The sequence below is a fragment of the Saccharothrix lopnurensis genome (assembly GCF_042658445.1).
Lineage (GTDB): Bacteria > Actinomycetota > Actinomycetes > Mycobacteriales > Pseudonocardiaceae > Actinosynnema > Actinosynnema lopnurensis.
The window spans coordinates 82,109-108,508 of the sequence record NZ_JBHSQO010000016.1; the positions used below are offsets into that span (position 1 = coordinate 82,109).

Here is a 26,400-nt window from a genome sequence, read left to right on the forward strand (position 1 = left end):
GGTGCTGGCGCGGCAGAGGCAAGCGGTGATCCTGGAAGAGGTCCGCCGGACGGGCGCGGTGCGGGTGAGCGACCTGGTGGTGCGGCTGGGCGTCTCGGACATGACGGTGCGCCGCGACCTGGACGTGCTGGCCGCCCGCGGCCTGGTGGAGAAGGTCTACGGCGGTGCCACCTCCGTGGTCGGCCGCAGCACCGACGAGCCCGGTTTCGAGGCCAAGTCCGTGCGCTCGCTGCCGGAGAAGGAGGCCATCGCCGCGTTCGCCGCGGGCCTGGTGCGCCCCGGCACCGCGATCGGCCTGTCCGCCGGCACCACCACGTGGACGCTGGCCCGGTTCCTGGACGACATCCCGGACCTGACCGTGGTGACCAACTCGATCCGGGTCGCCGACGTGCTCCAGCAGAGCGGGCGCACCGACCGGACCGTGGTGCTCACCGGCGGGGTGCGCACGCCGTCGGACGCCCTGGTCGGGCCGGTGGCCGTGCAGGCGCTGCGGTCGCTGCACCTGGACGTGGTGTTCCTGGGGGTGCACGGCATGGCCGAGCGCTCCGGCTTCACCACGCCCAACCTCAACGAGAGCGAGACCGACCGCGCGCTGGTCGACGCGGCGGGCCGGGTGGTGGTCGTGGCCGACCACACCAAGTGGGGCACCGTCGGCATCTCCACCATCGCCGCGCTGGACGAGGCGGACGTGCTGGTGACCGACGGGGGTTTGCCCGAGCAGGCCCGGGTGGTGCTGGGGGAGCAGGTCGGTGAACTGGTCCTGGCGCGGGTGCCGGGGCGGGGAGAGGAACTGGCGTGAGGCGCACGACGGGCAGGCTCGCGGACGGCCGGGAGATCATCTACTTCGACGACACCCCGGACGCGCCGGCGCGCGACGCGGTGGACACCCGGGACCTGCCGCGCGCGCAGCCCCTCTCGGAGGTGCGGCGCGACCCGCTGACCGACGAGTGGGTGGCGATGGCGGCGCACCGGCAGACGCGCACGTACAAGCCGCCGGCCGACCTGTGCCCGCTGTGCCCGTCCACCCCGGGCAAGCCGACCGAGATCCCCGAGCCGTCCTACGACGTGGCGGTGTTCGAGAACCGGTTCCCGTCCTTCGCGGAGAGCGTGCCGGACCTGCCCGCCGCGGTGGACGGGATGCCGATGGTGGCGCGGGCCGCCGGGCGCGGCCGGTGCGAGGTGGTCTGCTTCACCTCCGACCACAACAGCTCGTTCGGGCGGCTGCCGGTGTCGCGGGTGCGCACCGTGGTGGACGTGTGGGCGGACCGCACCTCCGCGCTGGGCGCGCTGCCGGGCGTCGAGCAGGTCTTCCCGTTCGAGAACCGGGGCGAGGAGATCGGCGTGACCCTGCACCACCCGCACGGGCAGGTGTACGGCTACCCGTTCGTGACGCCCCGGACCGAGCGGGTGCTGTCCGCGTCGCGGCGGTACCGGGAAGCCCACGGCCGGCCCCTGGTGGGCGACGTGCTGGCGGCCGAGCGGGCGGCGGGCACGCGCGTGGTCGCGGAGGGGGAGCACTGGACGGCGTTCGTGCCCGCCGCGGCGCGCTGGCCGGTCGAGGTGCACCTGGTGCCGCACCGGCAGGTGCCCGACCTGCCCGCGCTGACCGACGCCGAGCGGGACGACTTCGCCGCGCTGTACCTGACCGTGCTGCACCGGCTGGACGCCCTGTACGACCGGCCCCTGCCCTACATCGCGGCGTGGCACCAGGCGCCCGTGCGGACCGGGCGCGACCTGGCGTGGCTGCGCCTGGAGGTGTTCTCGGTGCTGCGCACCGCGGACAAGCTCAAGTACCTGGCCGGCTCGGAGTCCGGCATGGGCGTGTGGATCAACGACGCGACGCCCGAGCAGATCGCGGAGCGGCTACGCGCCTAGGAACGCCCGCGCGGCGGCCGCGCCCGCCCGCGCGTCGAGCCCGGGACCGACGACGGCGGCCACCAGTTCCCCGGTGACGTCGGCGTCGGCCGCGATCAGCGCGTCGACCGCGGCCGTCGTGGCGTGCCCGCCGGTGTACTCGTCGATGAGCCCGCGGCAGCGGGCCTCGTCGGCGAACGGCGGGTTCACCGAGTCGAAGCCGTCGTCGGCGTCGTAGTCGGCGCGCAGCCAGCCGTCCCGGAAGCCGTAGGCGAACCCGACCCACAGCCCGTCGGCCTCGGCCGCGCGCACGGGGCCCGCCCACCAGTCGGGCGCGCCGGCCAGGAGGTCGGTCTCCGGTTCCCCGAAGTACTCGGCGGCCCGGCCGTGGTAGGTCTCGGAGTACTCGTGGTCGTGCCCGAGCAGCACGGCCCGGTCCGCGTCGATGTGGACCAGGTCCGCCCAGTTGCCGCCGCCGTCGTCGTAGTGCCACCGCGGGCCGGCGGCGCGGCAGTTGTCGCCCCAGCCGCGAGCGGCGCAGACGGCGGCGAACGCGGCCCACCGCGCCCGCATCCACCGGGGTTCGGGCAGTTGGACCTCGCGCATGGGCCCAATGGTCCCAGCGGGTGGCCGTCACGGTGCGTGAACCCCCGAGGGGTCCGCCCGAGGACTTCACAACTGATGCCCAGTTTCGTTTAAGGCTCCTCTCAGGCGGAAACCGCAGAGTTGTGGACATGACCGAGAGCGAGCAGCCGCGCGATCCCCAGCAGTCGAGCCCCTGGGCCCGCGGCGGCGCCGAGCGAGGTCATGAGGACTCCGGTCACCGGCAGCAGGGTGCTGGTCGGCCGGACCCCGACGGACCGGTGGCAGGGACCGGTCGGTCGGACACCGGGCCGGCGGGCGCTGTGCAGGGCAGCGCCGGCCGCCCGGGTGGATTCGGATCCGACGAGCCCGGCCCCGGTGTGGCGGGTGCCGCGCGGGGCGGCTCGGGTCAGAGCCCGTTCGGTTCGACCGGTGGCGTGCAGGGCGACGCCGGTCAGACCACCTCCGGTTCGGCCGGGGTCGTGCAGGGCGACCCCGGCCGGACCGACTTCGACTCGACGGGTGCCGCGCAGGGCGGCACCGGTCAGACGGGGACCGGCTCGTTCGGCGCCGTGCAGGGCGGCGCCGGACTGCCGGGCGCCGGGGCGGGAGCCTGGCAGGGAGGCTTCCACCCCGGTCACCCCGGTTCGCAGACCCACCCCGGTTCGCAGACCCACGCCGCGGACCACGGCGCGTCGTCGCCCACCCCCTCGGGCGCGATGCCGCCGTTCGGACCCGGCTCGCCCGGCCCCTACTACGCGCCACCCGGATCGCTCGGACCCGCTCCCGCCCCGCGCCGGGGCCGGGGGAAGGTGGTCGCGGGGATCGCCGCGCTCGTGCTCGCCGTGGGCGGGGTGGCGGGCGGGGTCGGCGGCTACGTCGGCTACGAGGCGGCCGACCGGTCCGGGCCGGTGGTCAACGCGCTCAACCAGGTGCCGCCCGCCCAGCAGACCGGCAGCTCGCCCGACGGCTCCATCGAGCAGGTGGCGGCCAGGGTGCTGCCCACCGTGGTGCAGGTGCAGGTGCAGGGCGGCGCGGGCTCCGGCTTCGTGCTCAGCTCCGACGGCCTGGTGCTGACCAACAACCACGTGGTCGAGTCCGCCGCGAACGGCGGCGCGATCCAGGTGCAGCTCCAGGACGGCCGCGCGTTCGACGCCCGCGTCGTCGGCCGCGACCCGACGTCCGACCTGGCCGTGGTCAAGGCCGAGGACGTCTCCGACCTGCCGACCGCCGAGCTGGGCAACTCCGGCGACCTGCGGATCGGCCAGCAGGTGGTGGCCGTCGGCTCGCCGTTCGACCTCAACGGCACGGTGACCAGCGGCATCGTCAGCTCGCTGAACCGCCCGGTGAGCGCCGGCAGCGAGCGCGGCGGCCAGGCGACCGTGCTCAACGCCATCCAGACCGACGCCGCGATCAACCCCGGCAACTCGGGCGGCCCGCTGGTGGACATGCGGGGCCGGGTCGTCGGCATCAACTCCGCCATCTACAGCCCGAACACCGGCCAGTCGCAGGCCGGCTCGGTCGGCATCGGCTTCGCCATCCCGATCGACCAGGCCCGCCGCACCGCCAAGGAGCTGGCGGAGACCGGCAAGGCCACCCAGACCGTGCTGGGCGTGCAGGTGACCGACGCGCCCCGCGGTGGCGCGCAGGTCAGCGAGGTCACCTCGGGCAGCGCCGCCGCGTCGGCCGGCATCCGGGACGGCGACGTCATCACCCGGTTCGGCGACCGGCCCATCGACAGCTCCGACGCCCTGGTGGCGGCCGTCCGGTCCCGCGCGCCCGGCGACAAGGTGCAGCTCACCACCGGTGACGGCCGCACCGTGGAGGTCACCCTCGGCGGCCAGCCCGTCGAGGTGCGCTGACCGGCACACCCGAAGACCCCGGCTCACGTGCCCCGAGCCGGTACCGAGGCCGCATACCGGCAGGCCGCCCCTCACCTGCCGGCGTGCGGCCTCCTGTTCTCGGCGGCGATCCGGCCGGCCGACGTGTCCGGGCCGGGCAAGGCCGGGGTCGAGCGGACCCGGCTGTCGTCCACCATGTGGTCGGTGGTGCCGGCGACGACCGCGGCCCGCGGCGCGAGCGGTGATCGCTCCCGCGGTCGACCACCTCCTGTCGACCAACTGGTGAGGCTCTGGTGGAAGAAGCAGTCGGACGGGTGCTCGTCGTGGACGACGACGTGACGGTGCGCGACGTCGTGCGCCGGTACCTGGAGCTGGCCGGGCACGAGGTCGAGCTGGTCGGTGACGGCGAGGGCGCGCTGCGCCGGTTCGCCGAGCGGGAGCCGGACCTGGTGGTGCTGGACCTGATGCTGCCCGGCGTGGACGGGTTGGAGGTGTGCCGGCGGCTGCGGGCGCGCGGCGCGGTGCCGGTGGTGGTGCTCACCGCGCGCGGCGAGGAGGAGGACCGCATCGCCGGGCTGCGGCTGGGCGCCGACGACTACGTGACCAAGCCGTTCAGCCCGCGCGAGCTGGCCCTGCGCGTGACCTCGGTGCTGCGGCGGTCGCGGGTGGCGCCGGCGCGGTCGTCGTCGGTGCTCGTCGACGGCGGGCTGCGGGTCGACGTGGGCGCGCGGTCGGCCGGGCTGGACGGCCGCGAGCTGGCGCTGACCACCCGCGAGTTCGACCTGTTGGTGTTCTTCATGACCCACCGCGGCACCGCGTTCGGCCGCGCCGAGCTGCTGTCGCGGGTGTGGGGCTGGGAGTTCGGCGACCAGTCCACGGTGACCGTCCACGTGCGGCGGCTGCGGGAGAAGGTGGAGGCGGACCCGGCGCGTCCCGGGCGCATCCTGACCGTGTGGGGCGTGGGCTACCGGTACGGCGGCGGTGCGTGATGCTGGTCGAAATCTGGCACGTCCTCCCGTACGCGGTGCTGTTCTCGCTGCCGCCGGCGCTGCTGGGCGCGGTCCTGCTGCGGCGGTTGTCGCACGGGTCGCTGGCCACCGCGCTGACCGTGCTGGGGCTCGTGCCGGTGGTGTCGACCATCGGCGGCGTGCTGGCGGTCAGCGGGTTCATGTTCACGCCGGTGCTGACGACGACCCTGCTGGTGTGCCTGCTGGTCGCGGTGGTGACGGTGCCGACGGCGGTGCTGCTGGGGCGCGCGCTGGCGCGGCGCAGCGTGTGGGAGCGGGAGGCGCGGGCCCGGGAGCGCGCCGCGGAGGCGTCGCGGCGCGAGCTGGTCGCGTGGATCAGCCACGACCTGCGCACGCCGCTGGCCGGCATCCGGGCGATGGCCGAGGCCCTGGCGGACGGCGTGGTGGCGCGCCCGGAGGAGGTGGCCGACTACGCGGACCGGATCTCGGGGGAGGCGTCGGCGCTGTCCGGGATGGTCGACGACCTGTTCGAGCTGTCGCGCATCACCGCGGGCGCGCTGAGGCTGACGCTGTCCGAGGTGCCGCTGGCGGACGTGGTGAGCGAGGTGGTGGCGGCGGAGGGGCCGGTGGCCTCGCGCAAGGGCGTGGTGCTCAGGGCGGACGCGGCGACCTGGCCCGTGGTGCTCGGCAGCGACCCCGAGCTGGCCCGGGTGGTGCGCAACCTGCTGTCCAACGCGATCCGGCACACGCCGCCGGACGGGACGGTGGCCGTGCGCGTCGACGTGGACGGCTCGTCGGCGCTGCTGCGCGTGGACGACTCGTGCGGCGGCATCCCGGAGGCCGACCTGCCCCGGGTGTTCGAGGTGGCCTTCCGGGGGGCGCCGCACCGGCAGCCGGTGGGTGGCGGGTTGGGGCTGGCGATCGCGCGCGGGTTGGTGGAGGCGCACCGGGGGACGATCGCCGCCCGCAACCACGGGCCGGGCTGCCGGTTCGAGGTGCGCCTGCCGCTGAGCGCGTCGGACCGGTCGCGCGCCGCTTGACGGCCGGAAGGGCACGGAACCACCGGATCGGGGCACCGGATACGGTGATCCGCATGGAACGCAGCGCGCAGCGCCTCGGACGCGCCCTGGTCGTGATCGTGGACGACCGGGTGGCGCACGGTGAGCACGACGACAGCACGGGGCCGCTGGTCACGGAGCTGCTGGAAGAAGCAGGGTTCATCGTCGACGGCACCGTCGCGGTGGAGGGCGAGGTGGCGGGCATCCGCGCCGCGCTCAACACCGCGGTCATCGGTGGCGTCGACCTCGTGGTCACCGTCGGCGGCACTGGTGTGTCGCCCCGGGACATGACGCCGGACGCCACGCAGGGCGTGCTCGACCGGCCGATCAACGGCATCGCCGAGGCGCTGCGGGCCTCGGGCCTGGCGGCGGGCGCGGTGGACGCGGGCATCTCCCGCGGCCTCGTCGGCGTGTCGGGCAGCACCCTCGTGGTGAACCTGGCCGGTTCGCGGGCGGCGGTGCGCGACGGCATGGCGACGTTGTCGGCGCTCGTGCCGTACGTGATCGACCAGCTGTCCGGCCTGGACGAGGCGTGACCGGACCGGACGACACCGCCGCCCCCTCCGCGCCGGCAGCCGCTGCCGACGCGGAGGAGGCGGCACGTCGCCGGCGCCTGGCGGAGGTCTTCGGCGACGTGCTGCCGGAGTCGTCGTCGGACGAGCCGCGCCCCGCGGCGCGGGGGGACGAGTGGTACGAGGAGAACCGCCCGCCCCACCACGGCTGACCCGCTGCTCGACCATCAGCCGCCGGCGGGCCGGCGTGCCGTTGACGTGGACGTCCGCGGTGCAGCCCTGGCGGATGAACCACCCCGAACGGGCGTAGTTGAGCTGCGCCACGCGGCACCGGTCCAGGTCCGAGAAGTAGAGGACGCGGGGCGCCGCGGTGGCGGCCGGCGCGGTGACGACGGTCAGACCGGCCGCGACAGCCGGCGCGGCGGCCGCGGAACGGACGGCGGTGAGCACGGGACCTCCGATGGGTTCAGGGTGGTGACCGCCCGATGTTGGGAACGGCCAGCCGCCGGCCGCGTCGGTTGGACAACCCCTTCCCGCGCCCACCGCCGGACCGGGTTCGCGGCACGACCCGGCCGGCGGTGCCGAACCTGCGGCACCCCTGCCTCGGTGCCACCTGGCTCGCGGCACCCGGGCTTGTGGCACCTGGGCTCGCGGCACCCGGGCTCGCAGCACCCGTCCGGGGCATCAGGCCCGTGGTGCCCGGCCTGCGACACCGAACCTGCGACACCGAACCTGCGACACCAGAGGCGCGCCGAACCGGGCTCACCAGCCCGGTGCGCCGCGTCGGTCAGCTCTCGTTGAACGGTCCTTTCCTCGGCACGCTCGGCCCGGACCCGCCCTGCTGCGCCACCAACAGGTCCCGGATCTCCTTCAGCAGCTCGACATCGGTCGGCTCGTGCGGCCCGGCTTCCTCGCCGCGCTTGCGCCGTTCCCTGATCGTGTTCATCGGCAGCACGAAGATGAAGTAGACGACCGCCGCGACGATCAGGAAGTTGATCATCGCGGTGATGACCGAGCCGAAATCCATCACCGTCTTCTCGTTGTCGCCGAGCTGGACCGCCAGCCCGTTCACGTTCGCGCCGCCGAAGGACGCCACGATCGGGTTGATCAGTTTTTCCGTGAACGACTTCACGATGTCGTTGAACGCGGTGCCGATGACCACGGCCACGGCCAGGTCGATGACGTTCCCGCGCATGAGGAAGTCCTTGAAGCCCTTGATCACGAGCCGGCTCCTTGTTCGCATGAGTTCTATGGGGCGAGCGGAGGGTAACGACCCCACGACCTACCCCGAGGAGGTGCCGGGTACGCGTCCGGACTCCTCGGCGCGGGGTCGGCGCGGGATCAGCGCAGGATCAGCGTGACCGGCCCCGCCAGCGACTCGGCGGCCACCCGCCGGGCCGCCGCGCGCGCCGCCGACACCACGACCACCTCCTCGTCGCGCACCGCGACCACCGAGGCGTCCGCCGCCAGCACCTGGGCCCCGGCGCCGACCACCTCCACCCGGCTGCCCGGCCGCAGCAACCCGGCCACGCCGCCGTCGGCCAGCCGCACCGCCACGGCCGACACCCCGGGGTCGACCGGCGCCAACCGCGCGTCGGTCAGAGGTTCACCCGCCCGCGCGGCGCCCACCAGCCCGCGCCCCACGGCCGCGGCCCGCGACACGGCCCCGGACGGCGCCAGGGGCGGTGGCATGGCGACCTCGCGGATGTCGGCCTCGGTGAGGGGCACGTCCGGCGGCAGGTCGCGCGCCGCCACGAGCACGTCGACCAGCGGGCCGTCCGGCAGCACGGCCAGGACGGCGGCCACCAGCGCCAGCAGCAGGGCCAGGAACCTTCTCAGGTGGAGGATCACGGCTTCGACGCTAGGGGGGTGGCGGGGGGTGGAAAAGGGCGAACCCCCGAGCTGTGGACAACTCGGGGGCGGCGGTCGGGAACGTCAGGACGCGGCGGAGGCCGGTGCGGACGAGGACGAGGAAGACGACGACGCGGACGACGACGAGGGCGTCGGCGAAGCGGGCGAAGAGGACGACTCGCTCTTCGACCCGCCCTTCGAGTCACCCTTCGACTCGCCCTTCGACTCGCCCTTCGAGGAGGACGCGGCCGCGGACGACGAGGCCCGGCTGTCCGTCCGGTAGAAGCCGCTGCCCTTGAACACCACGCCCACCGCGCCGTACAGCTTGCGCAGCCTGCCGGAGCACTGCGGGCACTCGGTCAGGGCGGAGTCGGAGAAGGACTGCACCGCCTCGAACCGGTGGTCGCACTCGGTGCAGGCGTACTGGTAGGTCGGCACGGCAAGCCCTCCAACGAGTCCTCTTGGCACTCGGACGTCGAGAGTGCCAACACCAATGATGCGTCACCCGGCATAGACCGCGCAAACACCACAGGTCAGCGTCACAGCGGCAGCCGGACCAGCCCCCGCGACGGCGTCAGGACCGCGTCCACCGGCACGTCGTGGGGCTCGGCGGGCAGGGAGGGCACGAACTCCTCGTCGCGCACAACCGCCACCACCGGACCTGTGGACAACCCGAGGGCCCGGTCGTAGTACCCGCCGCCCTTGCCGAGCCGCACCCCCGCGTGGTCGACCGCCAGGGCGGGCGCCAGCACCAGCGCCGCCGACCCCACCGCCGCCGGGCCCAGCAGCGGCCCCACCGGCTCCCGCAGCCCGAACGCCCCGGCCCTCAGCTCCCCGTCGTAGACCGCCCAGTCCAGCGCCGGCCCGACCACCACCGGCAGCAGCACCCGGCACCCGCGCGACCGCAGCGCCCCCACCATCGCCAACGACCCCGGCTCGAACCGCGAAGCGAGATAAGCACACACGGTCTGACCGGCGGAAACGGCAAAAGCATCAACGGCGAGCAGCACTTCGGCCGACATGTCGGGCACCGGTCCGCTGCGCCGGAGGGCCCGCAGCCGTGTGCGCAGCGTGAGCTTCTGGTCACGTTCACCGGACGTCGTCACAGATCACCTCACGCACGCCGTTACCCTCGCAGTTCATGAGCGCCTTCCAGACAGCAATCGTGCCCGCGGCGGGGTTGGGCACGCGCTTCCTCCCGACCACCAAGGCGGTGCCCAAGGAGCTGCTGCCGGTCGTCGACACCCCCGGCATCGAACTGGTCGCCACCGAGGCCGCCGAGGCGGGCGCGACCAAGCTGGTGATCGTGACCTCCCCCGGCAAGGACGCGGTGGCGGAGTACTTCCGCCCGCAGCCGGAGCTGGAGCGGACGCTCGAAGCCCGCGGCAAGTCCGACCTGCTCGACAAGGTCCGCCGCGCGTCCACCCTGCTCACCGTCGAGACCGCGATCCAGGACAAGGCCCTGGGCCTGGGCCACGCGGTCGGCTGCGCCGAGGGCAACCTGACCGGCGAGGACGAGGCCGTGGCCGTCCTGCTGCCCGACGACCTGGTGCTGCCCACCGGCGTGCTGGGCAAGATGGCGGCCGTCCGCGAGCAGTTCGGCGGCAGCGTGCTGTGCGCGTTCGACATCCCCCGGGAGCAGATCTCCGCCTACGGCGTCTTCGACGTGCGCGAGACCGGTGACGACGACGTCAAGCAGGTCATCGGCATGGTGGAGAAGCCCAAGGCCGAGGACGCGCCCTCGACGTTCGCCGCGGCCGGCCGCTACCTCCTCGACCGGGCGATCTTCGACGCGCTCAAGCGCATCACGCCGGGCGCCGGCGGCGAGCTCCAGCTCACCGACGCCATCGCGCTGCTGATCAACGAGGGTCACCCCGTGCACGTCGTCGTCCACCGGGGTGGGCGACACGACCTCGGCAATCCCGGGGGTTTCCTCAAGGCTGCGGTTGACTTCGCACTAGAGCACCCGGACTACGGTGCCGAGCTGGGGGAGTGGTTGCGGGAACGCCTCGACAACTCCTGAACGAGGGTCAACAACACATGAGGTCAGTGGACGAGCAGCTCGCCAGGGTGGTGGCCGCCGCGGTGCGGCCGGCCCCGGTGAGGGTCGCGATCTCCGAGGCGCAGGGGCTGCTCTGCGCCGAGGAGGTCGTCGCCGAGCGCGCTTTGCCGGGGTTCGACCAGGCGGCGGTGGACGGCTACGCGGTGCGCAGCGTGGACGTGCAGAACGCCGACGAGGACCCGGTCACGCTCCCGGTGGTGGGCGAGATCCCCGCCGGGTCGCGCCAACCGCGGCGGTTGCAACCGGGCCAGGCGGTCCGGGTCGCGACCGGCGCGCCCCTGCCGACGCTGGCCGACGCCGTGGTGCCCCTCGGCCACACCGACGAGCACCCGGCGAAGGTGGCCGTGCGGCAGTCCGTGCCGTCCGCCGCCTACGTGCGCCGCACCGGCGAGGACGTGCAGACCGGTGACGTCGCGGTCCGCCGCGGCGCGTCCATCGGGGCCGCCCAGGTCGGCCTGCTGGCCGCCGTCGGGCGCAACAAGGTGTTGGTCCACCCCCGGCCGCGGGTGTCGGTGATCTCCGTCGGCGAGGAGCTGGTGGACGTCGACCGCACCCCCGGCCAGGGGCAGGTCTACGACGTGAACTCCTACGCCCTGGCCGCCGCCGCGCGGGACGCGGGCGCCGAGGTCAGCCGGGTCGGCATCCTGTCCGCCGACCCGCGCCGGCTGCGGGAGGTCGTCGAGGGCAGGCTGCTGCTGTCGGAGATCGTGGTCGTCGCGGGTGGCGTCGGGGGCGTCATCGGCGACGAGGTGCGCGCCGCGCTGGCCGACCTGGGCGACCTGGACTGCACCCGGGTGGCCATGCACCCCGGTTCGGTGCAGGGCTTCGGGCGGCTCGGCCCGGACGCCGTGCCCACGTTCCTGCTGCCCGCCAACCCGATGAGCGCGCTGGTCGTGTTCGAGGTGCTGGTCCGGCCGCTGATCAGGGCCGCGCTGGGCAAGCGCAACCCGTACCGGCGGGCGGTCGGCGCCCGGCTGCTGTCGCCGCTGACCTCGACCAAGGGGCGGCGCGGCTACCTGCGCGGCCAACTGCTGCGCGACGCCGAGAGCGGCGAGTACCTGGTGCAGCCGCTGGGTACGTCGGGTGCGCACCTGCTGGCCTCGTTGGCCGAGGCGAACTGCCTGGTCGTGGTCGACGAGGACGTGACGGACGTGGCGGTCGGCGACGAGGTCCTGGTCACCTTCCTGGCGCAAAGGGGATAGATGGGTCTGGCGTGGGAGGGCGGGCGACACCCCGGCTGGCCCGCGCGGCTCGGACCGCTGCGGGTCGCCGCGGGCCTGGTGGCGCTGCGCCCGCCGAAGCTGCTCGACGCCTCGCCGTGGTCGCGGATCCGGCTGCGCGACCAGGCGTACCTGGAGGACTGGGAGCCCACCGCGGTCGACGGGTGGCACGAGCGCAACGCGGCGCTGGCCTGGCCCGCCCAGTGGTCGGCGCTGAAGTCCTCGGCCCGGCGCGGCCAGGCGATGCCGTTCACGATCACCGTGGACGGTGAGCTGGCCGGGCAGATCACCGTGGGCAACGTCGTGCGCGGCTCGCTGCGCTCGGCGTGGGTCGGCTACTGGGTGGCGGCCGACCGGGCGCGCGGCGGCGTGGCCACGGCGGCGCTGGCGCTGGCGGTCGACCACTGCTTCGGCGAGGGCGGCCTGCACCGGCTGGAGGCGACCGTGCGGCCGGAGAACGCGGCGTCGCTGCGGGTGCTGACCAAGGCCGGGTTCCGCGAGGAGGGCCTGTTCCGGCGCTACCTCGACGTGGCGGGCGCCTGGCGCGACCACCTGTGCTTCGCGATGACCTCCGAGGAGACCTCGCCGGAGGGTCTGGTGCGCCGTTTGGCCGCCCAGGGGTACGTCCGAACCGCGTGATCTTGGGCCAAGAGGCTTATTCGGATACCCCGAAAGTGGGTGATACACCACACTTTCGTACGTATGCCGGGCGGCGAGCCTCCGACACAGGTGTGACTGTTGTGACTAGCGTGGCGTGCGCACCGAGCGCGCCGCGAGGTAGGGGGAGGTGACGGGGATGCCGAGTTCGCTGATCGTCGTGGGACTGGTCGTGGCCTGGTTGGTCGTCCTCGTCCCGATGGTCGCTCGCAAGCGCGCCGATGCGTCGCGCGGCAGCATGGAGGAGGAGTACGACGCCATGCCCGACGACGAGTTCGACGACTACGACGAGTACGACGAGCCGGACCTGGAGTACGCGCCCCGGCCGTTCCGCCCCGGTCGCGGCGGGTACGACCCGGAGGGCGCGGCGATCGCGGCCCAGGCCAAGTACGCGTTCCGCCGCCGGGTCGTCGGCGCCCTCCTGGTGCTCGCCCTGGTCGCGGGTCTGGTCGCGGGCCTGGTGCTGCCGGTGCTGTGGTGGGCGCACGCCGCGGTGGACGTGACCCTCGTGTCCTACCTCGGGTACCTGCGCCGCCAGGTGAAGATCGAGGAGGACGTCCGGGCACGGCGGCAGGCGCGCCTGGCCCAGGCCCGGCGGCGGCACGCGCCGCAGCCTGCCCGGCACGCGGACGAGGTCGTCGGCGAGGTGGAGGACGAGGCGGGCCTGGCCCCGCAGCCGCGCTTCCGCCACGAGGTCCGCCCCGGCACGGTCGTGGTGGAGACCGACGACGAGGACCCGGTGTTCGTGGAGCTGGACGGGCCGGAGGCGCTGCCGTACCGGCGGGCGGTGGGGGAGTAGAGGGGGGTGGCTGGACCACCCCCTCGGGCCTGATATGCTTCGCCCGCACGACGGAACGACAACTGAACACGGGGCTGTAGCGCAGTTGGTAGCGCGACTCGTTCGCATCGAGTAGGTCAGGGGTTCGATTCCCCTCAGCTCCACCGAAGACCAAGGTGTACGAACACCTCCAGGGGCGGGAACCGGATAAGCCGGTGTCCGCCCTTTGGCATATGCGTCCGCGGCAGCACGGGATCACCGAGGTCCACTCCGCATACGGTGATCGGCCCTGGGTGACCCGGTACCTCGCCGTGTACTCGACCTGCTTCGGCCGGGTGCTGCTCGACGTCCTGCTGATGTCCCGGCCGGCGCGCCACGTCAGCCGGCCGAACCTGCGGCTCGGGTTGCGGCTGCTCGGCGCGGGCAGCGTCGCCGGTCTGCTCTACGTCGCCTGGCGGTTCGGCTTCAGCGTCGCCGTCGCGCTCGAAGCCAAGCGCCGGAACCTGCCGCCGTTGACCACCGCGCCCGTCGTCATCGGTGAGATCGATGAGCCGCGCAGCTCGTCCGCATCGCGGACGCCTTCGCCGGCTCGGACCTCGTCACAGCCGCTGTCAAGGAGTTCCAGGACCACCATGACCACGTCCACTGACACCAGGACCGTTCACCGGTGGATCGTCAGGGTGGCCACCGAAGTGCTCGCCCCCTGGGTCTGGGTGCTCGTCCTTCCCCTGGCGATCGGGTGGTGCCCTTCATCGCCTGCATCACCTCCCTCGGTGTCGGCATCGCGGTTCTCGTGCTTGGTGACGCTCCCCGGCAGATGATCGCGCTCGCACTCGCGATGTTCGCGACCCTGCTCGTCGGCCTCGGGGCCGCGCTGTTGTTCTGACGTTGCGTAGGGGCAACTACGTCACTCAGCCTTGGACCACTGACGTTAATCCATTCGGGTGTCTGGAGTTAAGCAACGGAGCTTGGTTCGGGCTGTGGCGCACTCTTCCGTTGCCGGGAGGTGCCATGCCGTCGGCGTCCTCATCTGACTGGGTAATGCGTACCGTAGGTACCGTCCGCTGAACGGGAGGTTCCGCAGATGAACCCGGAAACCACTATCGGAGATCGCATCCGCCGCTTCCGTGGCAGGCAGATGACTCAGCAAGACCTGGCCGCCAGGGCTGGGGTGAGCGTCGATGTGATCCGCAAGCTTGAGCAGAACCGCCGGGGAACATCGATCGGCACCCTGCACAAGATCGCGCGTGCGCTCGATCTCGACACGTCTTCGTTGCTCGCCAAGGGGGCATCGGTGCCCTCCGAGGAGCCGAATACCGGCGTTGTGGCGATCCGCCACGCACTCACCTCGGTTGATGATCTTCTCGGGCACGTTGAGGGTGATGCATTGTCGCTTGACGAGGCGAAGCGCACGGTGGATTACGCCTGGGGTGCCTACTGGGCCGGCAGGTACGAGCTGTTGGCGTCGCTCCTGCCGTCGGCTCTCACCCAGGTGCGCGCCACGGTGCACGCCGCAAGTCCGGCGGAGTCGAGCAAGGCCAACGACCTGTTGGCCCGGTTGTACTGGGTAACAGGCTGCACCCTGGTGCACATGGGACAACCGGACCCGGCGTACCTGGCCATTCGGATGGCGCTGACCGCCTCACAAGGCGCTGATGATCCGCTGTTGCACGCGACGCTGCGCGGTTCGGTTGCCTGGCAGCTCCTCGTGCAGGGTCGCTACGACGAGTCGATCCGGGTTTCGACCGCTACGGCGGTCGGCATCGAGCCGAGCGGCGATGTTGCGCCTGAGCACCTGTCCGCGTTCGGCAGCCTGCTGATCACCGCCGCGACGGCGGCCGGACGTGCTCAGAGGGTGGATGACGCACGGGATTTCATGAGGTCGGCGGGGGAGGCGGCTGATCGGATCGGGTACGACCGCGACGACTACGAGACGGCGTTCGGTCCCAGCCAGGTCGTCATGCAGACCGTCGACGTGCACGTGGTGACGGAGAACTACGCCGACGCCCTGAACGCCGCTAAGAAGATGCCGCGAGACGGACGGCTGCCACTGGCGTCCAGTGCCCGGCACCTGGCCGACCGCGCCTGCGCTCTCGCGCGGCTCGGCCAAGATCAGAAGGCGCTCGACACCCTGTTGACGATGGAAAGAATGGCGCCCGACTGGATTCGCTACCAGACGTTGCCGCGGCTCGTGGTCGGCGAGTTGGTCGAGAACCAGCGACGCCGCGTGAAGGCATCGTCGCTTTTCGGCCTGGCGCGCCGGCTGGGTGTGGACTCCACCACCTGATCGGGGACAAAGTAGGACGCTCTGTCCTACCGGGCGCAGGCCAATCACTCATAGCGTCACTTCCGACACGGGAGGTGACGCTATGAGCGTTTTCGGAGGACTTCGGATGCGCTCGTGAGCAGGTGTCGAACTAATGCGAGTGCTGCGGTGCGACCCCGTGGCCGAGCACCGCCGCAATCCGCTGATAAAACGGCGAGGAGGGACGTGGTGGAACCTTCGTTGTACGGCATTCGGCTTCGCAGGGAAGAGCTGTGCCGGGCCCGCGAAGCCGCTGGTCTGCGATCCGACTCTGCTCTGGCCAGGGCCATTGGGGTGAATCGCTCCACCGTCACGCGGATTCTCGCGGGTGATCTCCAGCCGGGTGCGGCGTTCATCGCGGGCGTGGTCGCTGTGTTCGCCCGGTTCGACCGCTACTTCGAGGTCGTGAGGGCGAAACCGAAGTGGTGGTGCCCGGCATCGACAGCGGCAGAGCGCTGCACGGGAATGTCGAAGACACCGGTCACGCTCGACGAACCGCCTGACCTCACCCGTCCTGCCCGCTGCCCGAACAGACCCATGTCGACGGAGGCAACAGCACTGATGCCATCAGCATTGACAGCGTGCGTCCCGGACCACCCCGGCAACGTGGGGATGGGCAGGTCACGTCTCGTCGTCCCCTACATCGCCATGTGGAGCGAGGAGGTGGTGGAGGACCCGCGACTGGTGGTGCTCCCCGGCGGGAGGGGAATCGCCTACGCGGACGAGATCCTCGGCGACCGCGACAGCCAGGGCGTCCTGTGGGACCGCGCCACCATCAACCCCGGCCACGGCACGCCCAGGTTCGCCCAGATCCACGTCCACCGCCAACGCCGCGCCATGCGCAAGCTGCTCTGCCAGGTCTGCGGAAACCCCGCCGACCGCAACGACGACGGCACCCTCTGGCTCATTCCCGACCGCACCCGTGAGTGGTCGGGGTGGCCCGAAGGGATGGTCGTCGCCGAACCCCCGATCTGCCTGCCCTGCGCCCATCTGGCGACCCGTGTCTGCCCCGCCCTGCGCAAGGAAGGGCACTTCGTCATCCGTGCACGTGAACACCCGATTCATGGAGTCGACGGCCTGCACTACCGCCAGGGAGCCGACACCCTCATCCCCGTCACCAGTGAACCGGTCGCCTTCGAGGACCCCGCCATCCGCTGGGTCCTCGCCTCGAAACTGGTGCGGTCACTCCGCGACTGCACAGTCGTGACAGACCTCTGACGGGGTCAGCGCCCGAGTCTTCTGCTTGACCACGGCAAGCGGGAGGCGAACAGGGTCCTTGCCTCCCTGTGGAGGTGGCAACAGCCCCTGGGCTGTCTCCCAGGGGTGTGGGGGAGACAGCCCAGGGGCTGGAGAGGTGCACAACCTCAGGTGTGGGTGTCTCGGGAGCCAACGGTCCTGATCAGCAGCTCAGGCCCCTGAGCAGCCACAACGGAGTTCTCATGCTGTGTACTCAGGTCCACTCGTCGAGGGGCGGGGTGTGTTTGCGGAGAGCGCAAACCGCCTCGCCTCGTCGTTTGTCCCGGGGGTGTGCCCCCGGACCTCCGATTCGGGGCCGGGTCCCGGATTCCGGTCCACGTCTTGGTTCGGGTCCTCTCGGGACCCTTCGTTCCCGTCCGGTGTCGGTAGGTGAACGCGCTCGTCGTCGGAGGGGTACCTTTCAGCGGTTCGGGTCGTGGTGGGGCGGGCCCCGGTGGGTGCCCCGAAGTGCGCCGCGGGCCGGGCGAACCCGCAGAACGCGAGTCGTAGAGGGCCGATAGGTGAAGATCGACAACAGTCCGCCGCGTGGCACCCGTGACCTGCTCCCGGACCGCGTCGCCGCGCGTGACCACGTCCTGGGCCGGATCAGCGAGGTCTACCACCGCTACGGCTACCACCGCATCGAGACGCCCGCGCTGGAGGACATCCGGCGGCTGCGGGGCGGCGAGGGCGGCGAGAACGAGAAGTTGATCTTCCAGGTCCTCAGGCGGGGCCTCGGTGAGGACGTGGAGGCCGGGACCCCGGTCGGGGATCTCGTCGACCTGGGCCTGCGGTTCGACCTGACCGTGCCCCTGGTGCGCTTCTACGCCAACAACCACGCCGCGTTGCCCACGCCCTTCCGGGCGTTCCAGTTCGCCCCCGTGTGGCGGGCCGAGCGCCCCCAGAAGGGCCGCTACCGCCAGTTCTACCAGTGCGACATCGACCTGGTCGGCGACGCCTCGGTGCTCGCCGAGGTCGAGCTGATCGAGGCGACGACCGAGGCGCTGGACGCCGTCGGCATCACCGGCACCACCGTGCGGCTGTCCGACCGGCGCTTCCTGTCGGCGCTGGCCGCGCACGCGGGGCTCGCGGAGGCCGAGTGGTCCGGGTTCTTCATCGGCCTGGACAAGCTCGACAAGATCGGCTGGGACGGCGTCCGCGCCGAGCTGGTCGAGAAGCGCGGCCTGCCCGCGACGGCCGTGGACGAGGTCCGGTCGGTCATCGAGGGGCTGACCGGGCTGGCGGACCAGGTCGCGGACCGGCTCGCCGACGCCGTGCCGAACCTGGCCGACGAGGTGGTGTCCGACCTGGCCACGACGGTCGGGTGCCTGGCCGACCTCGACTCGACCCGCCCGATCCGCTGGCAGTTCGACCCGACGCTGGTGCGGGGCATGGGCTACTACACGGGCCAGATCTTCGAGATCTCGCACCCGGACTCGTCCTCGTCCGTCGCGGGCGGCGGCCGGTACGACCGGCTCGTGGGCCGCTCGCTGGGCAGGGACGTGCCGGCCTGCGGGTTCTCCCTGGGCTTCGAGCGCATCGTGGACCTGATCCCCGAGGTGCCCGCCCGCTCGGCCCTGGCCGTGCTGTTCGAGGCCGACGTGCCCGTCTCCCACGCGCTGGAGCGCGCCCGCGCCGAACGCGCGCGGGGGCGGGAGACCACGGTGCTGCGGCGCAGCGGCAAGCTGCCGGCGCAGCTCAACCGCCTGGAGGCGCAGGGTTTCACCGGGTTCGTCCACCTGCGCGCCGGCTCCGCCGACGGGACCGCCGAGCCGGAGCGCCCGCTGGGCGCCGACGGGGCCGACTGATCCCGGCTCCGGGCGGGGGTGGTCGTCGGCCACCCCCGCCCGGTCGCGTGGAAACAACGCTGTTTCCTTTTCACCTCGCGCGAGGACCCGCCGGTCCGGGCTGTCCATAAAGGAATTGTGCGTGATCCATTTCCCGTTGGGTGGAATTCCCTGCGCCGCCAGGTGAACGGACCTTGATCTTTTGGTTGTCTCGACTGGAATTCCGGGCGGCGAACGGGCATCCTGTTCCTCCATGTGGTGAACAGCTGGACTCTCCGTGAACGGCAGGGGGCGGTTCGGGGCGTGCACACCTTCCAGTCGAGGATTCCCCTCGAACAATTCGACGACTTGATCAGCATGGGTCGCCTCGCCCGGTTCGGCGCGGGCGCCTGCCTCATGAGGCAGGGCGAGACCGGTGACTGCGTGATGGTGCTGCGCCGCGGTCACGTCAAGATCGAGAACAGGGACACCGAGGGCCGCGTCCGGCTGCTGGGCATCCGTCGCCCCGGTGAGCTGCTGGGCGAGATGGCGTTCTTCGCCGAGGGGCGGAGGACCGCCTCCGTGGTGGCGCACGACGAAGTGGCGGTCGTGAAGATCCCGGGCCACCGATTTCTCCGGTTCCTCTACGACCACCCGCTCGTGCAGGGCGACATCCTGCGCCTGGTCGTCGGCAAGCTGCACAAACTGGAGAGCAAGCGCCTGGAGGGCGGGCCGGGCACGGCGGTGCCGCGCCTGCTGCGGGTCCTGGTCGAGGTGGCCGAGGTCTACGCCGACGATCCCGCGTCCGGGAGCCTGCTGGTGCCGCTGACCCAGGAGGAACTGGGTCAACTGGCCGAGATCTCGGGGCCGTCCGCGCACCGGGCCGTGCAGGCGTTGCGCAGGCGCAACCTCCTAGACCCGATGCCGCGGAAGCGGAAGGTGCTCGTCCCGTGCCTCCGCTGCCTCCGCGCGGCCTTGTCAAGGCAAATCTGCGGAGAAGACATCAACGGATGTGGTGGGACCGGGGAGTGCCCTGAAAGGTAAAAGGCAACGTTCCCGATCAACAACCCCATCAGCGAGGCGTACCGTGAGCGTTCCCCTTGCCACCGACTGCACCGTCGTGAAGCTGGACGTGGCGAACTCCAGCTCCAGCGGTCGGCGCAGGCAGGCACACCTCGACCAGGCGTTGACCTCGGCGCTCGACCAAGCCCTGGAAAGCCTGGACCACCACTCGGTCTACGCGTCCGTGCGGCGTTTCCGCCGCACGGACGGGGACAGCGCGCTCCTCGCCTTCGAGGCGGGCATCCCGAAGGCGTGGGTCGCGGCGGACATCGTGCTGCACGAGCTCGACCTGGCGTTGGCCGACGTCAACAAACCCTTCAACGACGAACACCGCCTGCGTCTGCGGATCTCCCTGGACGCGGGCGCGACCGTGATCGACCCGCCGAACGTCACCGGTGAGGCGGTGGTCGCGGCGGCCAGGTTGATCGACGCCGCGCCGTTCCGCCAGGCCGTCGCCGATGCCCCGGAGGAGGACTTCGGCCTGGTCGTGTCCGACCGCTTCCACACCGACGTCGTGCTCAGCGGCGAGCGCGGCCTCGACCGGATCGCCTTCCGGCCGGTCGAGGTGGACGTGAAGGGCTTCCAGCAGGTGGCCTGGATCCACGTGCCGAAGCGCGAGCACACGGGCTGAGGACCGGTGGTGGGCGTCGCCACGCCCACCACCGGTCAGCCGACGCGGAGCCGGTCGACCAGGCCCGCGCCGTCCTCGTCGCCGTGCCCCTCGGCGACGTGGCGTCGCACCAGGGAGAAGAACGGCGCCAGCAGCTCGGGGCTCACGCCCTGAGCCTCGGCCGTGTCGAGGAACGCCGGGATGCCCGCGGCCTGCATGGCGAGGTTGGACACGACGCCCGTGGTGTGGTCGCCGCTCTCCAGCCGCTTCCCCGTCTCGACCGCGTGCCCCCCCATGGCGGTGAGCCACTCGGCCAGCAGCACGCCGAACGCGGCGGGGGAGACGTCCTCACCGCGGATCAGGGCGAAGGCGTGCGTCACCCCCGCGAACATCCCGTACATCGCGCTGAGCAGCCCCAGGTCGTGCAGGGCGGCGAAGCCCGCGTCCTCGCCGACGTACCGGGCGCCCGCGGGCACGGCGAGGGTCGACCCGTGCTCCTCGAACAGGTCCGGCGAGCCGCTGTAGAACACGTAGCCGCCCGAGTCCGGCACGCCGATCATCGGCGGGACGGCCATGATCCCGCCGTCGAGGTAGCGGGCGCCCCGCTCCCGCGCCCACCCGGCTCGGGCCCGTGCCTCGGCCGGGGTGCCGGTGGTCAGGTTGACGACGTCCTTGCCGGTGAGGTCGACGCCGTCCAGGGCCTCGGTGATCGAGGCGTCGTCCAGCAGGCACAGCACGACGAGGCGGTTGGCCGCCACCGCTTCGGCGGCCGTGCCCGTCACCGCCGCCCGGCCGGCGAGGGCCTCGGCGCGCGCGGGCGTGCGGTTCCAGGCGGTCAGGGGGTGGTCGTCGGCGAGCCAGGACTCGGCGAGGGCGGCGCCCATCGCGCCGAGGCCGAGGAGGGTCAGCGGGGTCTTGGTCACGGGCCCAGGGTCGCCGCGGGCCGCTCAGTTGATCAAGTACGCACTTGCGGGTGCGTGGTTACCCTGGGGGAAGCGAGCAGGCCAGAGGGGTGGGCGCCGGAGGGATGGGCGCCGGAGGGATGGGGGCCAGGGGGATGAGGCCCGGAGGGGTGGGGGCATGAGGGCGTTCGCGCACGGGTGCGGGCTCGACGCGGCGATGACCGTGATCGAGGGCAAGTGGAAGGTCTCGATCCTCTGGGCGCTGGGCGAGCACCCGTGCTGCCGCTTCGGCCGGTTGCGCCGGCTGCTGCCGGGGGTCACCGAGAAGGTGCTCGCCTCGCACCTGCGCGAGATGGAGCGGGACGGCCTGGTGCGGCGCGAGGCGCACGACGAGGTGCCGCCCCGGGTCGAGTACTCGCTGACCGACCGGGGGCGCGCGCTCAACCTGGCGCTGGAGCCGCTGGGGGAGTGGGGGCGGGAGAACGTCCCGGTGCCGTCGGTCGACGGGGCCACCGGCTGAGCGGCGGCCCGTCCGGGCGGTGTCGGGGGTCGGGACTACCATCGGTTCGGTGCGTTTCGTGGCCGATCTCCACATCCACTCCAAGTACTCACGGGCGTGCAGCCGCGACTGCGACCTCGAACACCTCACGTGGTGGGCGCGGCGCAAGGGCATCTCGCTCGTGGGCACCGGGGACTTCACCCACCCCGCCTGGTACGACCACCTGACCGAGAACCTGGTCGAGGCGGCGCCGGGCCTCTTCCGGCTGCGCGAGGACCTCGACCGGGAGATCGACCGCACGCTGCCGCCGTCGCTGGCCGCCGCGCCGGTGCGGTTCATGCTGTCGGTGGAGATCTCGACCATCTACAAGCGCGACGGCCACACGCGCAAGGTCCACCACCTGGTCTACATGCCGGACCTGGAGTCCGCGGCCCGGTTCAACGCGCGCATGGCCAGGATCGGCAACATCGGCTCGGACGGGCGGCCGATCCTCGGGCTCGACTCCCGCGACCTGCTGGAGATCACCCTGGAGTGCGGCGGCTACCTGGTCCCCGCGCACGTCTGGACGCCGTGGTTCGCGGTGCTCGGCTCGAAGTCCGGGTTCGACGCGGTCGAGGACTGCTACGCCGACCTGGCCGACCACGTCTTCGCGGTGGAGACGGGGCTGTCGTCCGACCCGGACATGAACCGGCGGGTGTCCGGTCTGGACCGGTACCGGCTGGTCAGCAACTCCGACGCGCACTCGCCGCCCGCGCTGGGGCGCGAGGCCACGGTGTTCGACACCGACCTGGACTACTACGCGGTGCGGCGCGCGCTGGAGACGGGCGAGGGGTTCGGCGGCACGCTGGAGTTCTTCCCCGAGGAGGGCAAGTACCACGTCGACGGCCACCGCAAGTGCGGTGTGCGCCTGGAGCCGCGGGAGACGTTGGCGCACAACGGGATCTGCCCGGTCTGCGCCAAGCCGTTGACGGTGGGCGTGCTCAGCCGGGTGGAGGAGCTGGCCGACCGCGACACCCCGGCGCCCTCCGGCGGCTTCACCAGCCTGGTGCCGCTGCCGGAGATCGTGGGCGAGATCCTCGGCGTGGGGCCGAAGAGCAAGAGGGTGCTGGCGCAGGTCGACAAGCTCACCGCGGCGCTGGGGCCGGAGCTGGTCATCCTCCAGGACGTGCCGGTGGACGACATCGGGGCGCACTCGCCGCTGCTGGCCGAGGCGGTGGCGCGGCTGCGGCGCGGCGAGGTGGTGCGGGACTCCGGCTACGACGGCGAGTACGGCGTGATCCGGGTGTTCGAGCCCGGTGAGCTGACCCGGCGCGCGTCCTCGCCGGCCCTGTTCGACGCCGAGCCCGTCGAGCCCGCGGTGCCGGCGAAGGCGCCGCGCAAGGCGCCCGCGAAGGCGCCGGAGGAGTCCGTTGTGGAGGGTCCGGCCGAGCCGGAACCGGCCCGCGGGGACGGGTCGCTGCTCGACGGGCTGGACCCGGAGCAGCGCGCGGCCGCCGAGGTCGGGGGCGGGCCGCTGCTGATCATCGCCGGGCCGGGCACGGGCAAGACCCGCACGCTGACGCACCGGATCGCGGACCTGGTGACCGCGCGCGGCGTGCCCGCCCCGTCGTGCCTGGCCATCACGTTCACCCGCCGCGCGGCCGAGGAGATGGCCGAGCGGCTGGCCGTGCTCGCGCCCGACCACGCGGCCGACCTGACCATCGCCACGTTCCACTCGCTCGGGGTGCTGGTGCTGCGCGAGCACCACGCGGCGGTGGGGCTGTCGGCGTCATTCGGCGTGGCCGACCCGGACCGGCAGCTGGCCGTGGCGCGGACCCTGGCCGCCGACGACAAGGCCGCCAAGGCGCTGGTCGCGACGCGGGACGAGCGGTACCTCGCGGCGCTGCGCGAGCAGGACCTGGTCGACTTCGACGACCTGATCGCGCTGCCCCTGGCCCTGCTGGAGGGCTCGCCCGAGCTGGTGGCGGCCTACCGCGACCGGTGGCGGTGGGTGTCGGTCGACGAGTACCAGGACGTGGACGAGCAGCAGTACCGGCTGCTGCGGCTGCTCGCGCCGCCGGACGGCAACCTGACCGCGATCGGCGACCCGGACCAGGCGATCTACCGGTTCCGCGGCGCGGACGTCGGGTTCTTCCTGCGCTTCCGGGAGGACTTCCCGACCGCCCGGACCGTGCACCTGACCCGCAACTACCGGTCGTCCGCGGCGGTGGTGCGCGGCGCGCTGGAGGTCATCGCGCCGTCGTCGCTGGTGCCCGGTCGCGAGCTGACGCCGGTGGTGGACCACGGCGACGCGGCGATCGGCGTGCACCACGCCCCGTCGGAGGCCGCCGAGGCGGCGTTCGTGGCGCGGACGGTCGAGCAGGTGCTGGGCGGGGCCTCGTTCCACTCGTTCGACAGCGGCCGGGTGTCCTCCGACGGCACGCGGGGCCTGGGCTTCTCGGACTTCGCGGTGCTCTACCGGACCGATCGGCAGTCGCGCGCCCTGGTGGACGCGCTGACCAGGTCCGGCCTGCCGTTCCAGAAGCGCTCGCACGACCGGCTGGCCGACCGCCCCGGCGTGGCCCGGATCGCGCACGAGGTCGCGCACGCGCCCGGCGGGACCGTGCTGGAGCGCGTGCGCGCCGTGGCCGGGGACGACCACACCGCCTACGAGCTGCTCAAACCGCTCGCCGGCGAGTGCGGCGCGGACGTCGAGCGGTTCCGCACGGAGCTGGCGCTGGGCGTCGAGGTCGACACGTGGGACCCGCGGGCCGACCGCATCTCGCTGCTGACCCTGCACGCCTCCAAGGGCCTGGAGTTCCCGGTGGTGTTCGTCGTCGGCTGCGAGGACGGCCTGCTGCCGATGCGGTGGCCGGGCGAGGACGACGCGGAGGCCGTGGCCGAGGAGCGCCGCCTGCTGTTCGTCGGCATGACCCGGGCGCGGCGGCACCTGTTCCTCAGCCACACCACCGCGCGGCCGCGGTCGCCGTTCCTGGCGTCGCTGGCGTCCTTCGAGCAGGTCGGCGACCCCCGGCCGCGGCGCAGGCGCAAGGGCACGCAGCTCAGCCTGCTCTAGGAATTGGACTGGACCATAACGCGACGTTAGGACCCGACTGGCACATCCCCCGCACCGCCTCGCCGGCTAGCGTCGGTCCTCGGATCCCGTGTCACCACCCCCTGCGAGGAGACAGCGGATGACTCGACGACCAGTTGCCGCGATCGCCGCGGCGGTCCTGGGCGCTGCCGGGTTGGCGGCGGCCCTGACCACCACGGCGAGCGCCGGCCCACCCCCGCGCACCGACCCGGACGGCGGCCTCGTCGCGGCCATGGCCCGCGACTTCCGCATCACCCCGGACCAGGCGCGCGACCGCCTCGACCGGGAGGCGGCCGCGGCCGTGACCGAGAGCACCCTGAAGGCCCGCCTCGGCCCCGCGTTCGCGGGCGCCTGGCTCGAAGCCGACGCCCGCGAGCTGGTGGTCGGCGTCACGACCGCCTCCCAGGTCCGGTCGGTGCGGGACGCGGGCGCCACCCCCAGGCTCGTTCCGCGCACCCTGGCGCAGCTCGACGCGCTCAAGGCCAGGCTCGACGCGAACGCGCGCAACGCGCCCAAGAGCGTGCCCGGCTGGTACGTCGACACGCCCACCAACGCGGTCGTCGTGCTGGCCCGCGACGTCGCGGCCGGGCGGGCGTTCGCCGAGGCCGGCGGCCTGACCGGGGACGCGGTCCGGGTCGAGCGCTCCGCCGAGGAACCGCGCCCGCTGATCGACGTGATCGGCGGCAACGCCTACTACTTCGGCGGCTCCCGGTGCTCGGTCGGGTTCCCGGTCGAGGGCGGGTTCGTCACGGCCGGGCACTGCGGGCGCGCGGGCACCGCCACCACCCAGCCCACCGGGTCGGTCGTCGCGTCCAGCTTCCCGGGCAACGACTACGCGTGGGTGCGCACGGCGGCGGGCAACACCGGCCGGCCGCTGGTCAACCGCTACCCCGGCACGGTGCCGGTGCGGGGCGGCACCGAGGCGGCGGTGGGCGCGTCGGTGTGCCGCTCCGGCTCCACCACGGGCTGGCGCTGCGGCACGATCCAGCAGAAGAACGCCTCGGTGACCTACCCCGAGGGCACCATCACCGGTCTGACCCGCACGAACGCCTGCGCCGAGCCCGGCGACTCCGGCGGCTCGTGGCTGACCGGTGACCAGGCGCAGGGCGTCACCTCCGGTGGTTCCGGGAACTGCACGTCCGGCGGGACGATCTACTTCCAGCCGGTCAACGAGATCCTCCAGGTCTACGGCCTGCGGTTGGTGGTCGAGGGCGGGTCGCCGACGACGGACCCGACGTCACCGACCACGACGACCACGAACCCGGGTCAGACCACCTGGCAGCCGGGTGTCGCGTACGCGGCGGGCTCCCTCGTGACGTACGCCGGCGCCGGGTACAGGTGCTTGCAGGGGCACACGTCCCAAACGGGCTGGGATCCACCGACGGTGCCCGCCCTGTGGGAGCGCGTGGGTTAGCGGCGACCGCACGCGCGGGGGTCCGGCTCCGGCCGGGCCCCTTCCCCGCGTTCCCGAACCCGCTCCCCGGACTTCCCGAACCCGCTCCCGGCCCGGCTGCCGAACCCACCGCCGAACCCGCTCCCGGACCCGCCCGCCCGACCCGCCCGC

At 72.8% G+C, this 26,400-nt stretch carries 28 protein-coding genes and 1 tRNA gene; 22 read left to right on the forward strand and 7 right to left on the reverse strand.

Annotation, left to right across the window (positions count from 1 at the left end):
• Position 1 precedes the first annotated feature (1 nt).
• Both ACFP3R_RS17870 and galT read left to right on the forward strand, forming a co-directional pair.
• Positions 2–799 carry a DeoR/GlpR family DNA-binding transcription regulator gene (locus tag ACFP3R_RS17870; RefSeq protein ID WP_380637350.1) on the forward strand — a complete coding sequence of 266 codons (798 nt, stop codon included), beginning with the start codon at positions 2–4 and terminating at the stop codon, positions 797–799.
• Positions 796–1,875 (forward strand): galactose-1-phosphate uridylyltransferase, encoded by a 1,080-nt coding sequence (galT, locus tag ACFP3R_RS17875; RefSeq protein ID WP_380637351.1) that lies wholly within the window; start codon positions 796–798, stop codon positions 1,873–1,875. Before ACFP3R_RS17870 ends, galT begins: the two co-directional genes overlap by 4 nt.
• On the opposite strand, the gene ACFP3R_RS17880 is transcribed toward galT, so the two are convergent.
• The gene (locus ACFP3R_RS17880; protein ID WP_380637352.1) at positions 1,864–2,460 is read right to left on the reverse strand and encodes a proteophosphoglycan 5; all 597 of its coding nucleotides are present in this window, start codon (positions 2,458–2,460) and stop codon (positions 1,864–1,866) included. The genes galT and ACFP3R_RS17880 overlap by 12 nt on opposite strands.
• A 413-nt stretch (positions 2,461–2,873) precedes the next feature.
• Here ACFP3R_RS17880 and ACFP3R_RS17885 point away from each other — a divergent pair, with 413 nt between their 5' ends.
• Genes ACFP3R_RS17885 through ACFP3R_RS17910 form a run of 6 tightly spaced genes read left to right on the forward strand, consistent with a single transcriptional unit; the run spans position 2,874 to position 7,027 of the window.
• Positions 2,874–4,298: a S1C family serine protease gene (locus ACFP3R_RS17885; RefSeq protein WP_380637353.1), complete on the forward strand. Its 1,425-nt coding sequence runs from the start codon at positions 2,874–2,876 to the stop codon at positions 4,296–4,298.
• A gap of 27 nt (positions 4,299–4,325) precedes the next feature.
• On the forward strand, positions 4,326–4,616 hold the full coding sequence (locus tag ACFP3R_RS17890; RefSeq protein WP_380637354.1) for a hypothetical protein: 291 nt from the start codon (positions 4,326–4,328) through the stop codon (positions 4,614–4,616).
• On the forward strand, positions 4,571–5,266 hold the full coding sequence (locus tag ACFP3R_RS17895) for a response regulator transcription factor (RefSeq protein ID WP_380637355.1): 696 nt from the start codon (positions 4,571–4,573) through the stop codon (positions 5,264–5,266). Before ACFP3R_RS17890 ends, ACFP3R_RS17895 begins: the two co-directional genes overlap by 46 nt.
• On the forward strand, positions 5,266–6,285 hold the full coding sequence (locus ACFP3R_RS17900; protein WP_380637426.1) for a sensor histidine kinase: 1,020 nt from the start codon (positions 5,266–5,268) through the stop codon (positions 6,283–6,285). Before ACFP3R_RS17895 ends, ACFP3R_RS17900 begins: the two co-directional genes overlap by 1 nt.
• 53 nt (positions 6,286–6,338) lie before the next feature.
• Entirely contained in the window at positions 6,339–6,839 is a 501-nt protein-coding gene (locus tag ACFP3R_RS17905) for a MogA/MoaB family molybdenum cofactor biosynthesis protein (protein WP_344033797.1), read from the forward strand.
• Positions 6,836–7,027: a hypothetical protein gene (locus ACFP3R_RS17910; RefSeq protein WP_380637356.1), complete on the forward strand. Its 192-nt coding sequence runs from the start codon at positions 6,836–6,838 to the stop codon at positions 7,025–7,027. Before ACFP3R_RS17905 ends, ACFP3R_RS17910 begins: the two co-directional genes overlap by 4 nt.
• Positions 7,028–7,602: 575 nt before the next feature.
• Here the strand turns inward: ACFP3R_RS17910 and mscL are convergent.
• The 4 genes from mscL to ACFP3R_RS17930 all read right to left on the reverse strand — a co-directional run bounded on the left by mscL (position 7,603) and on the right by ACFP3R_RS17930 (position 9,772).
• The gene (mscL, locus tag ACFP3R_RS17915) at positions 7,603–8,037 is read right to left on the reverse strand and encodes a large conductance mechanosensitive channel protein MscL (protein ID WP_380637357.1); all 435 of its coding nucleotides are present in this window, start codon (positions 8,035–8,037) and stop codon (positions 7,603–7,605) included.
• A 119-nt stretch (positions 8,038–8,156) separates the two neighbouring features.
• Positions 8,157–8,666, reverse strand: a complete 510-nt coding sequence (locus tag ACFP3R_RS17920; RefSeq protein WP_380637358.1) for an SAF domain-containing protein — start codon at positions 8,664–8,666, stop codon at positions 8,157–8,159.
• Between the two features lie 84 nt (positions 8,667–8,750).
• Positions 8,751–9,104, reverse strand: a complete 354-nt coding sequence (locus ACFP3R_RS17925; protein ID WP_380637359.1) for an FmdB family zinc ribbon protein — start codon at positions 9,102–9,104, stop codon at positions 8,751–8,753.
• Positions 9,105–9,205: 101 nt separating this feature from the next.
• On the reverse strand, positions 9,206–9,772 hold the full coding sequence (locus tag ACFP3R_RS17930) for a 5-formyltetrahydrofolate cyclo-ligase (RefSeq protein ID WP_380637360.1): 567 nt from the start codon (positions 9,770–9,772) through the stop codon (positions 9,206–9,208).
• 35 nt (positions 9,773–9,807) lie between these two features.
• Between ACFP3R_RS17930 and ACFP3R_RS17935 the strand changes: the two genes are divergently transcribed.
• The 5 genes from ACFP3R_RS17935 to ACFP3R_RS17955 all read left to right on the forward strand — a co-directional run bounded on the left by ACFP3R_RS17935 (position 9,808) and on the right by ACFP3R_RS17955 (position 13,547).
• Positions 9,808–10,689, forward strand: a complete 882-nt coding sequence (locus ACFP3R_RS17935) for a UTP--glucose-1-phosphate uridylyltransferase (RefSeq protein WP_380637361.1) — start codon at positions 9,808–9,810, stop codon at positions 10,687–10,689.
• A gap of 17 nt (positions 10,690–10,706) precedes the next feature.
• Positions 10,707–11,930, forward strand: coding sequence for a molybdotransferase-like divisome protein Glp (glp, locus tag ACFP3R_RS17940; protein WP_380637362.1), 1,224 nt, complete (start codon positions 10,707–10,709; stop codon positions 11,928–11,930).
• On the forward strand, positions 11,931–12,587 hold the full coding sequence (locus ACFP3R_RS17945; protein ID WP_380637363.1) for a GNAT family N-acetyltransferase: 657 nt from the start codon (positions 11,931–11,933) through the stop codon (positions 12,585–12,587).
• Positions 12,588–12,744: 157 nt separating this feature from the next.
• Entirely contained in the window at positions 12,745–13,404 is a 660-nt protein-coding gene (sepX, locus tag ACFP3R_RS17950) for a divisome protein SepX/GlpR (RefSeq protein ID WP_380637364.1), read from the forward strand.
• Positions 13,405–13,474: 70 nt separating this feature from the next.
• A tRNA-Ala gene (locus tag ACFP3R_RS17955) sits at positions 13,475–13,547 on the forward strand.
• Between the two features lie 278 nt (positions 13,548–13,825).
• Here ACFP3R_RS17955 and ACFP3R_RS17960 read toward each other — a convergent pair.
• The gene (locus tag ACFP3R_RS17960; protein WP_380637365.1) at positions 13,826–14,017 is read right to left on the reverse strand and encodes a hypothetical protein; all 192 of its coding nucleotides are present in this window, start codon (positions 14,015–14,017) and stop codon (positions 13,826–13,828) included.
• A gap of 108 nt (positions 14,018–14,125) precedes the next feature.
• Here ACFP3R_RS17960 and ACFP3R_RS17965 point away from each other — a divergent pair, with 108 nt between their 5' ends.
• From ACFP3R_RS17965 to ACFP3R_RS17990, 6 genes are all read left to right on the forward strand, one after another.
• The gene (locus tag ACFP3R_RS17965) at positions 14,126–14,269 is read left to right on the forward strand and encodes a hypothetical protein (RefSeq protein WP_380637366.1); all 144 of its coding nucleotides are present in this window, start codon (positions 14,126–14,128) and stop codon (positions 14,267–14,269) included.
• Between the two features lie 198 nt (positions 14,270–14,467).
• On the forward strand, positions 14,468–15,670 hold the full coding sequence (locus tag ACFP3R_RS17970) for a helix-turn-helix domain-containing protein (RefSeq protein WP_380637367.1): 1,203 nt from the start codon (positions 14,468–14,470) through the stop codon (positions 15,668–15,670).
• 207 nt (positions 15,671–15,877) lie between these two features.
• The gene (locus ACFP3R_RS17975) at positions 15,878–16,906 is read left to right on the forward strand and encodes a helix-turn-helix domain-containing protein (RefSeq protein ID WP_380637368.1); all 1,029 of its coding nucleotides are present in this window, start codon (positions 15,878–15,880) and stop codon (positions 16,904–16,906) included.
• Between the two features lie 539 nt (positions 16,907–17,445).
• Positions 17,446–18,732, forward strand: a complete 1,287-nt coding sequence (gene hisS, locus ACFP3R_RS17980) for a histidine--tRNA ligase (protein ID WP_380637369.1) — start codon at positions 17,446–17,448, stop codon at positions 18,730–18,732.
• A 336-nt stretch (positions 18,733–19,068) separates the two neighbouring features.
• Positions 19,069–19,734, forward strand: coding sequence for a Crp/Fnr family transcriptional regulator (locus tag ACFP3R_RS17985; protein ID WP_380637427.1), 666 nt, complete (start codon positions 19,069–19,071; stop codon positions 19,732–19,734).
• Between the two features lie 43 nt (positions 19,735–19,777).
• Complete coding sequence (locus ACFP3R_RS17990; protein ID WP_380637370.1) at positions 19,778–20,383, forward strand: hypothetical protein; 606 nt, start codon at positions 19,778–19,780, stop codon at positions 20,381–20,383.
• A 35-nt stretch (positions 20,384–20,418) separates the two neighbouring features.
• On the opposite strand, the gene ACFP3R_RS17995 is transcribed toward ACFP3R_RS17990, so the two are convergent.
• Positions 20,419–21,285, reverse strand: a complete 867-nt coding sequence (locus tag ACFP3R_RS17995; RefSeq protein WP_380637371.1) for an NAD(P)-dependent oxidoreductase — start codon at positions 21,283–21,285, stop codon at positions 20,419–20,421.
• A 157-nt stretch (positions 21,286–21,442) separates the two neighbouring features.
• On the opposite strand from ACFP3R_RS17995, the gene ACFP3R_RS18000 reads away from it, so the two are divergent.
• The 3 genes from ACFP3R_RS18000 (at position 21,443) to ACFP3R_RS18010 (ending at position 26,250) form a co-directional block, all read left to right on the forward strand.
• Complete coding sequence (locus ACFP3R_RS18000; protein WP_380637372.1) at positions 21,443–21,784, forward strand: winged helix-turn-helix transcriptional regulator; 342 nt, start codon at positions 21,443–21,445, stop codon at positions 21,782–21,784.
• A gap of 49 nt (positions 21,785–21,833) precedes the next feature.
• Positions 21,834–24,818, forward strand: coding sequence for a UvrD-helicase domain-containing protein (locus tag ACFP3R_RS18005; RefSeq protein ID WP_380637373.1), 2,985 nt, complete (start codon positions 21,834–21,836; stop codon positions 24,816–24,818).
• Positions 24,819–24,936: 118 nt separating this feature from the next.
• Positions 24,937–26,250 carry an alpha-lytic protease prodomain-containing protein gene (locus tag ACFP3R_RS18010; RefSeq protein ID WP_380637374.1) on the forward strand — a complete coding sequence of 438 codons (1,314 nt, stop codon included), beginning with the start codon at positions 24,937–24,939 and terminating at the stop codon, positions 26,248–26,250.
• Positions 26,251–26,400 lie beyond the last annotated feature (150 nt).

Excerpts from the sequence above, each read along its gene's own strand:
- ACFP3R_RS17880 (WP_380637352.1), bottom strand. The coding sequence starts at position 2,460 with ATGCGCGAGGTCCAACTGCCCGAACCCCGGTGGATGCGGGCGCGGTGG.
- ACFP3R_RS17900 (WP_380637426.1), top strand. The coding sequence starts at position 5,266 with ATGCTGGTCGAAATCTGGCACGTCCTCCCGTACGCGGTGCTGTTCTCG.
- ACFP3R_RS17905 (WP_344033797.1), top strand. The coding sequence starts at position 6,339 with ATGGAACGCAGCGCGCAGCGCCTCGGACGCGCCCTGGTCGTGATCGTG.
- ACFP3R_RS17935 (WP_380637361.1), top strand. The coding sequence starts at position 9,808 with ATGAGCGCCTTCCAGACAGCAATCGTGCCCGCGGCGGGGTTGGGCACG.
- glp (WP_380637362.1), top strand. The coding sequence starts at position 10,707 with ATGAGGTCAGTGGACGAGCAGCTCGCCAGGGTGGTGGCCGCCGCGGTG.
- ACFP3R_RS17945 (WP_380637363.1), top strand. The coding sequence starts at position 11,931 with ATGGGTCTGGCGTGGGAGGGCGGGCGACACCCCGGCTGGCCCGCGCGG.
- sepX (WP_380637364.1), top strand. The coding sequence starts at position 12,745 with ATGCCGAGTTCGCTGATCGTCGTGGGACTGGTCGTGGCCTGGTTGGTC.
- ACFP3R_RS17960 (WP_380637365.1), bottom strand. The coding sequence starts at position 14,017 with ATGGTGGTCCTGGAACTCCTTGACAGCGGCTGTGACGAGGTCCGAGCC.
- ACFP3R_RS17970 (WP_380637367.1), top strand. The coding sequence starts at position 14,468 with ATGAACCCGGAAACCACTATCGGAGATCGCATCCGCCGCTTCCGTGGC.
- ACFP3R_RS17985 (WP_380637427.1), top strand. The coding sequence starts at position 19,069 with ATGGGTCGCCTCGCCCGGTTCGGCGCGGGCGCCTGCCTCATGAGGCAG.
- ACFP3R_RS18000 (WP_380637372.1), top strand. The coding sequence starts at position 21,443 with ATGAGGGCGTTCGCGCACGGGTGCGGGCTCGACGCGGCGATGACCGTG.
- ACFP3R_RS18010 (WP_380637374.1), top strand. The coding sequence starts at position 24,937 with ATGACTCGACGACCAGTTGCCGCGATCGCCGCGGCGGTCCTGGGCGCT.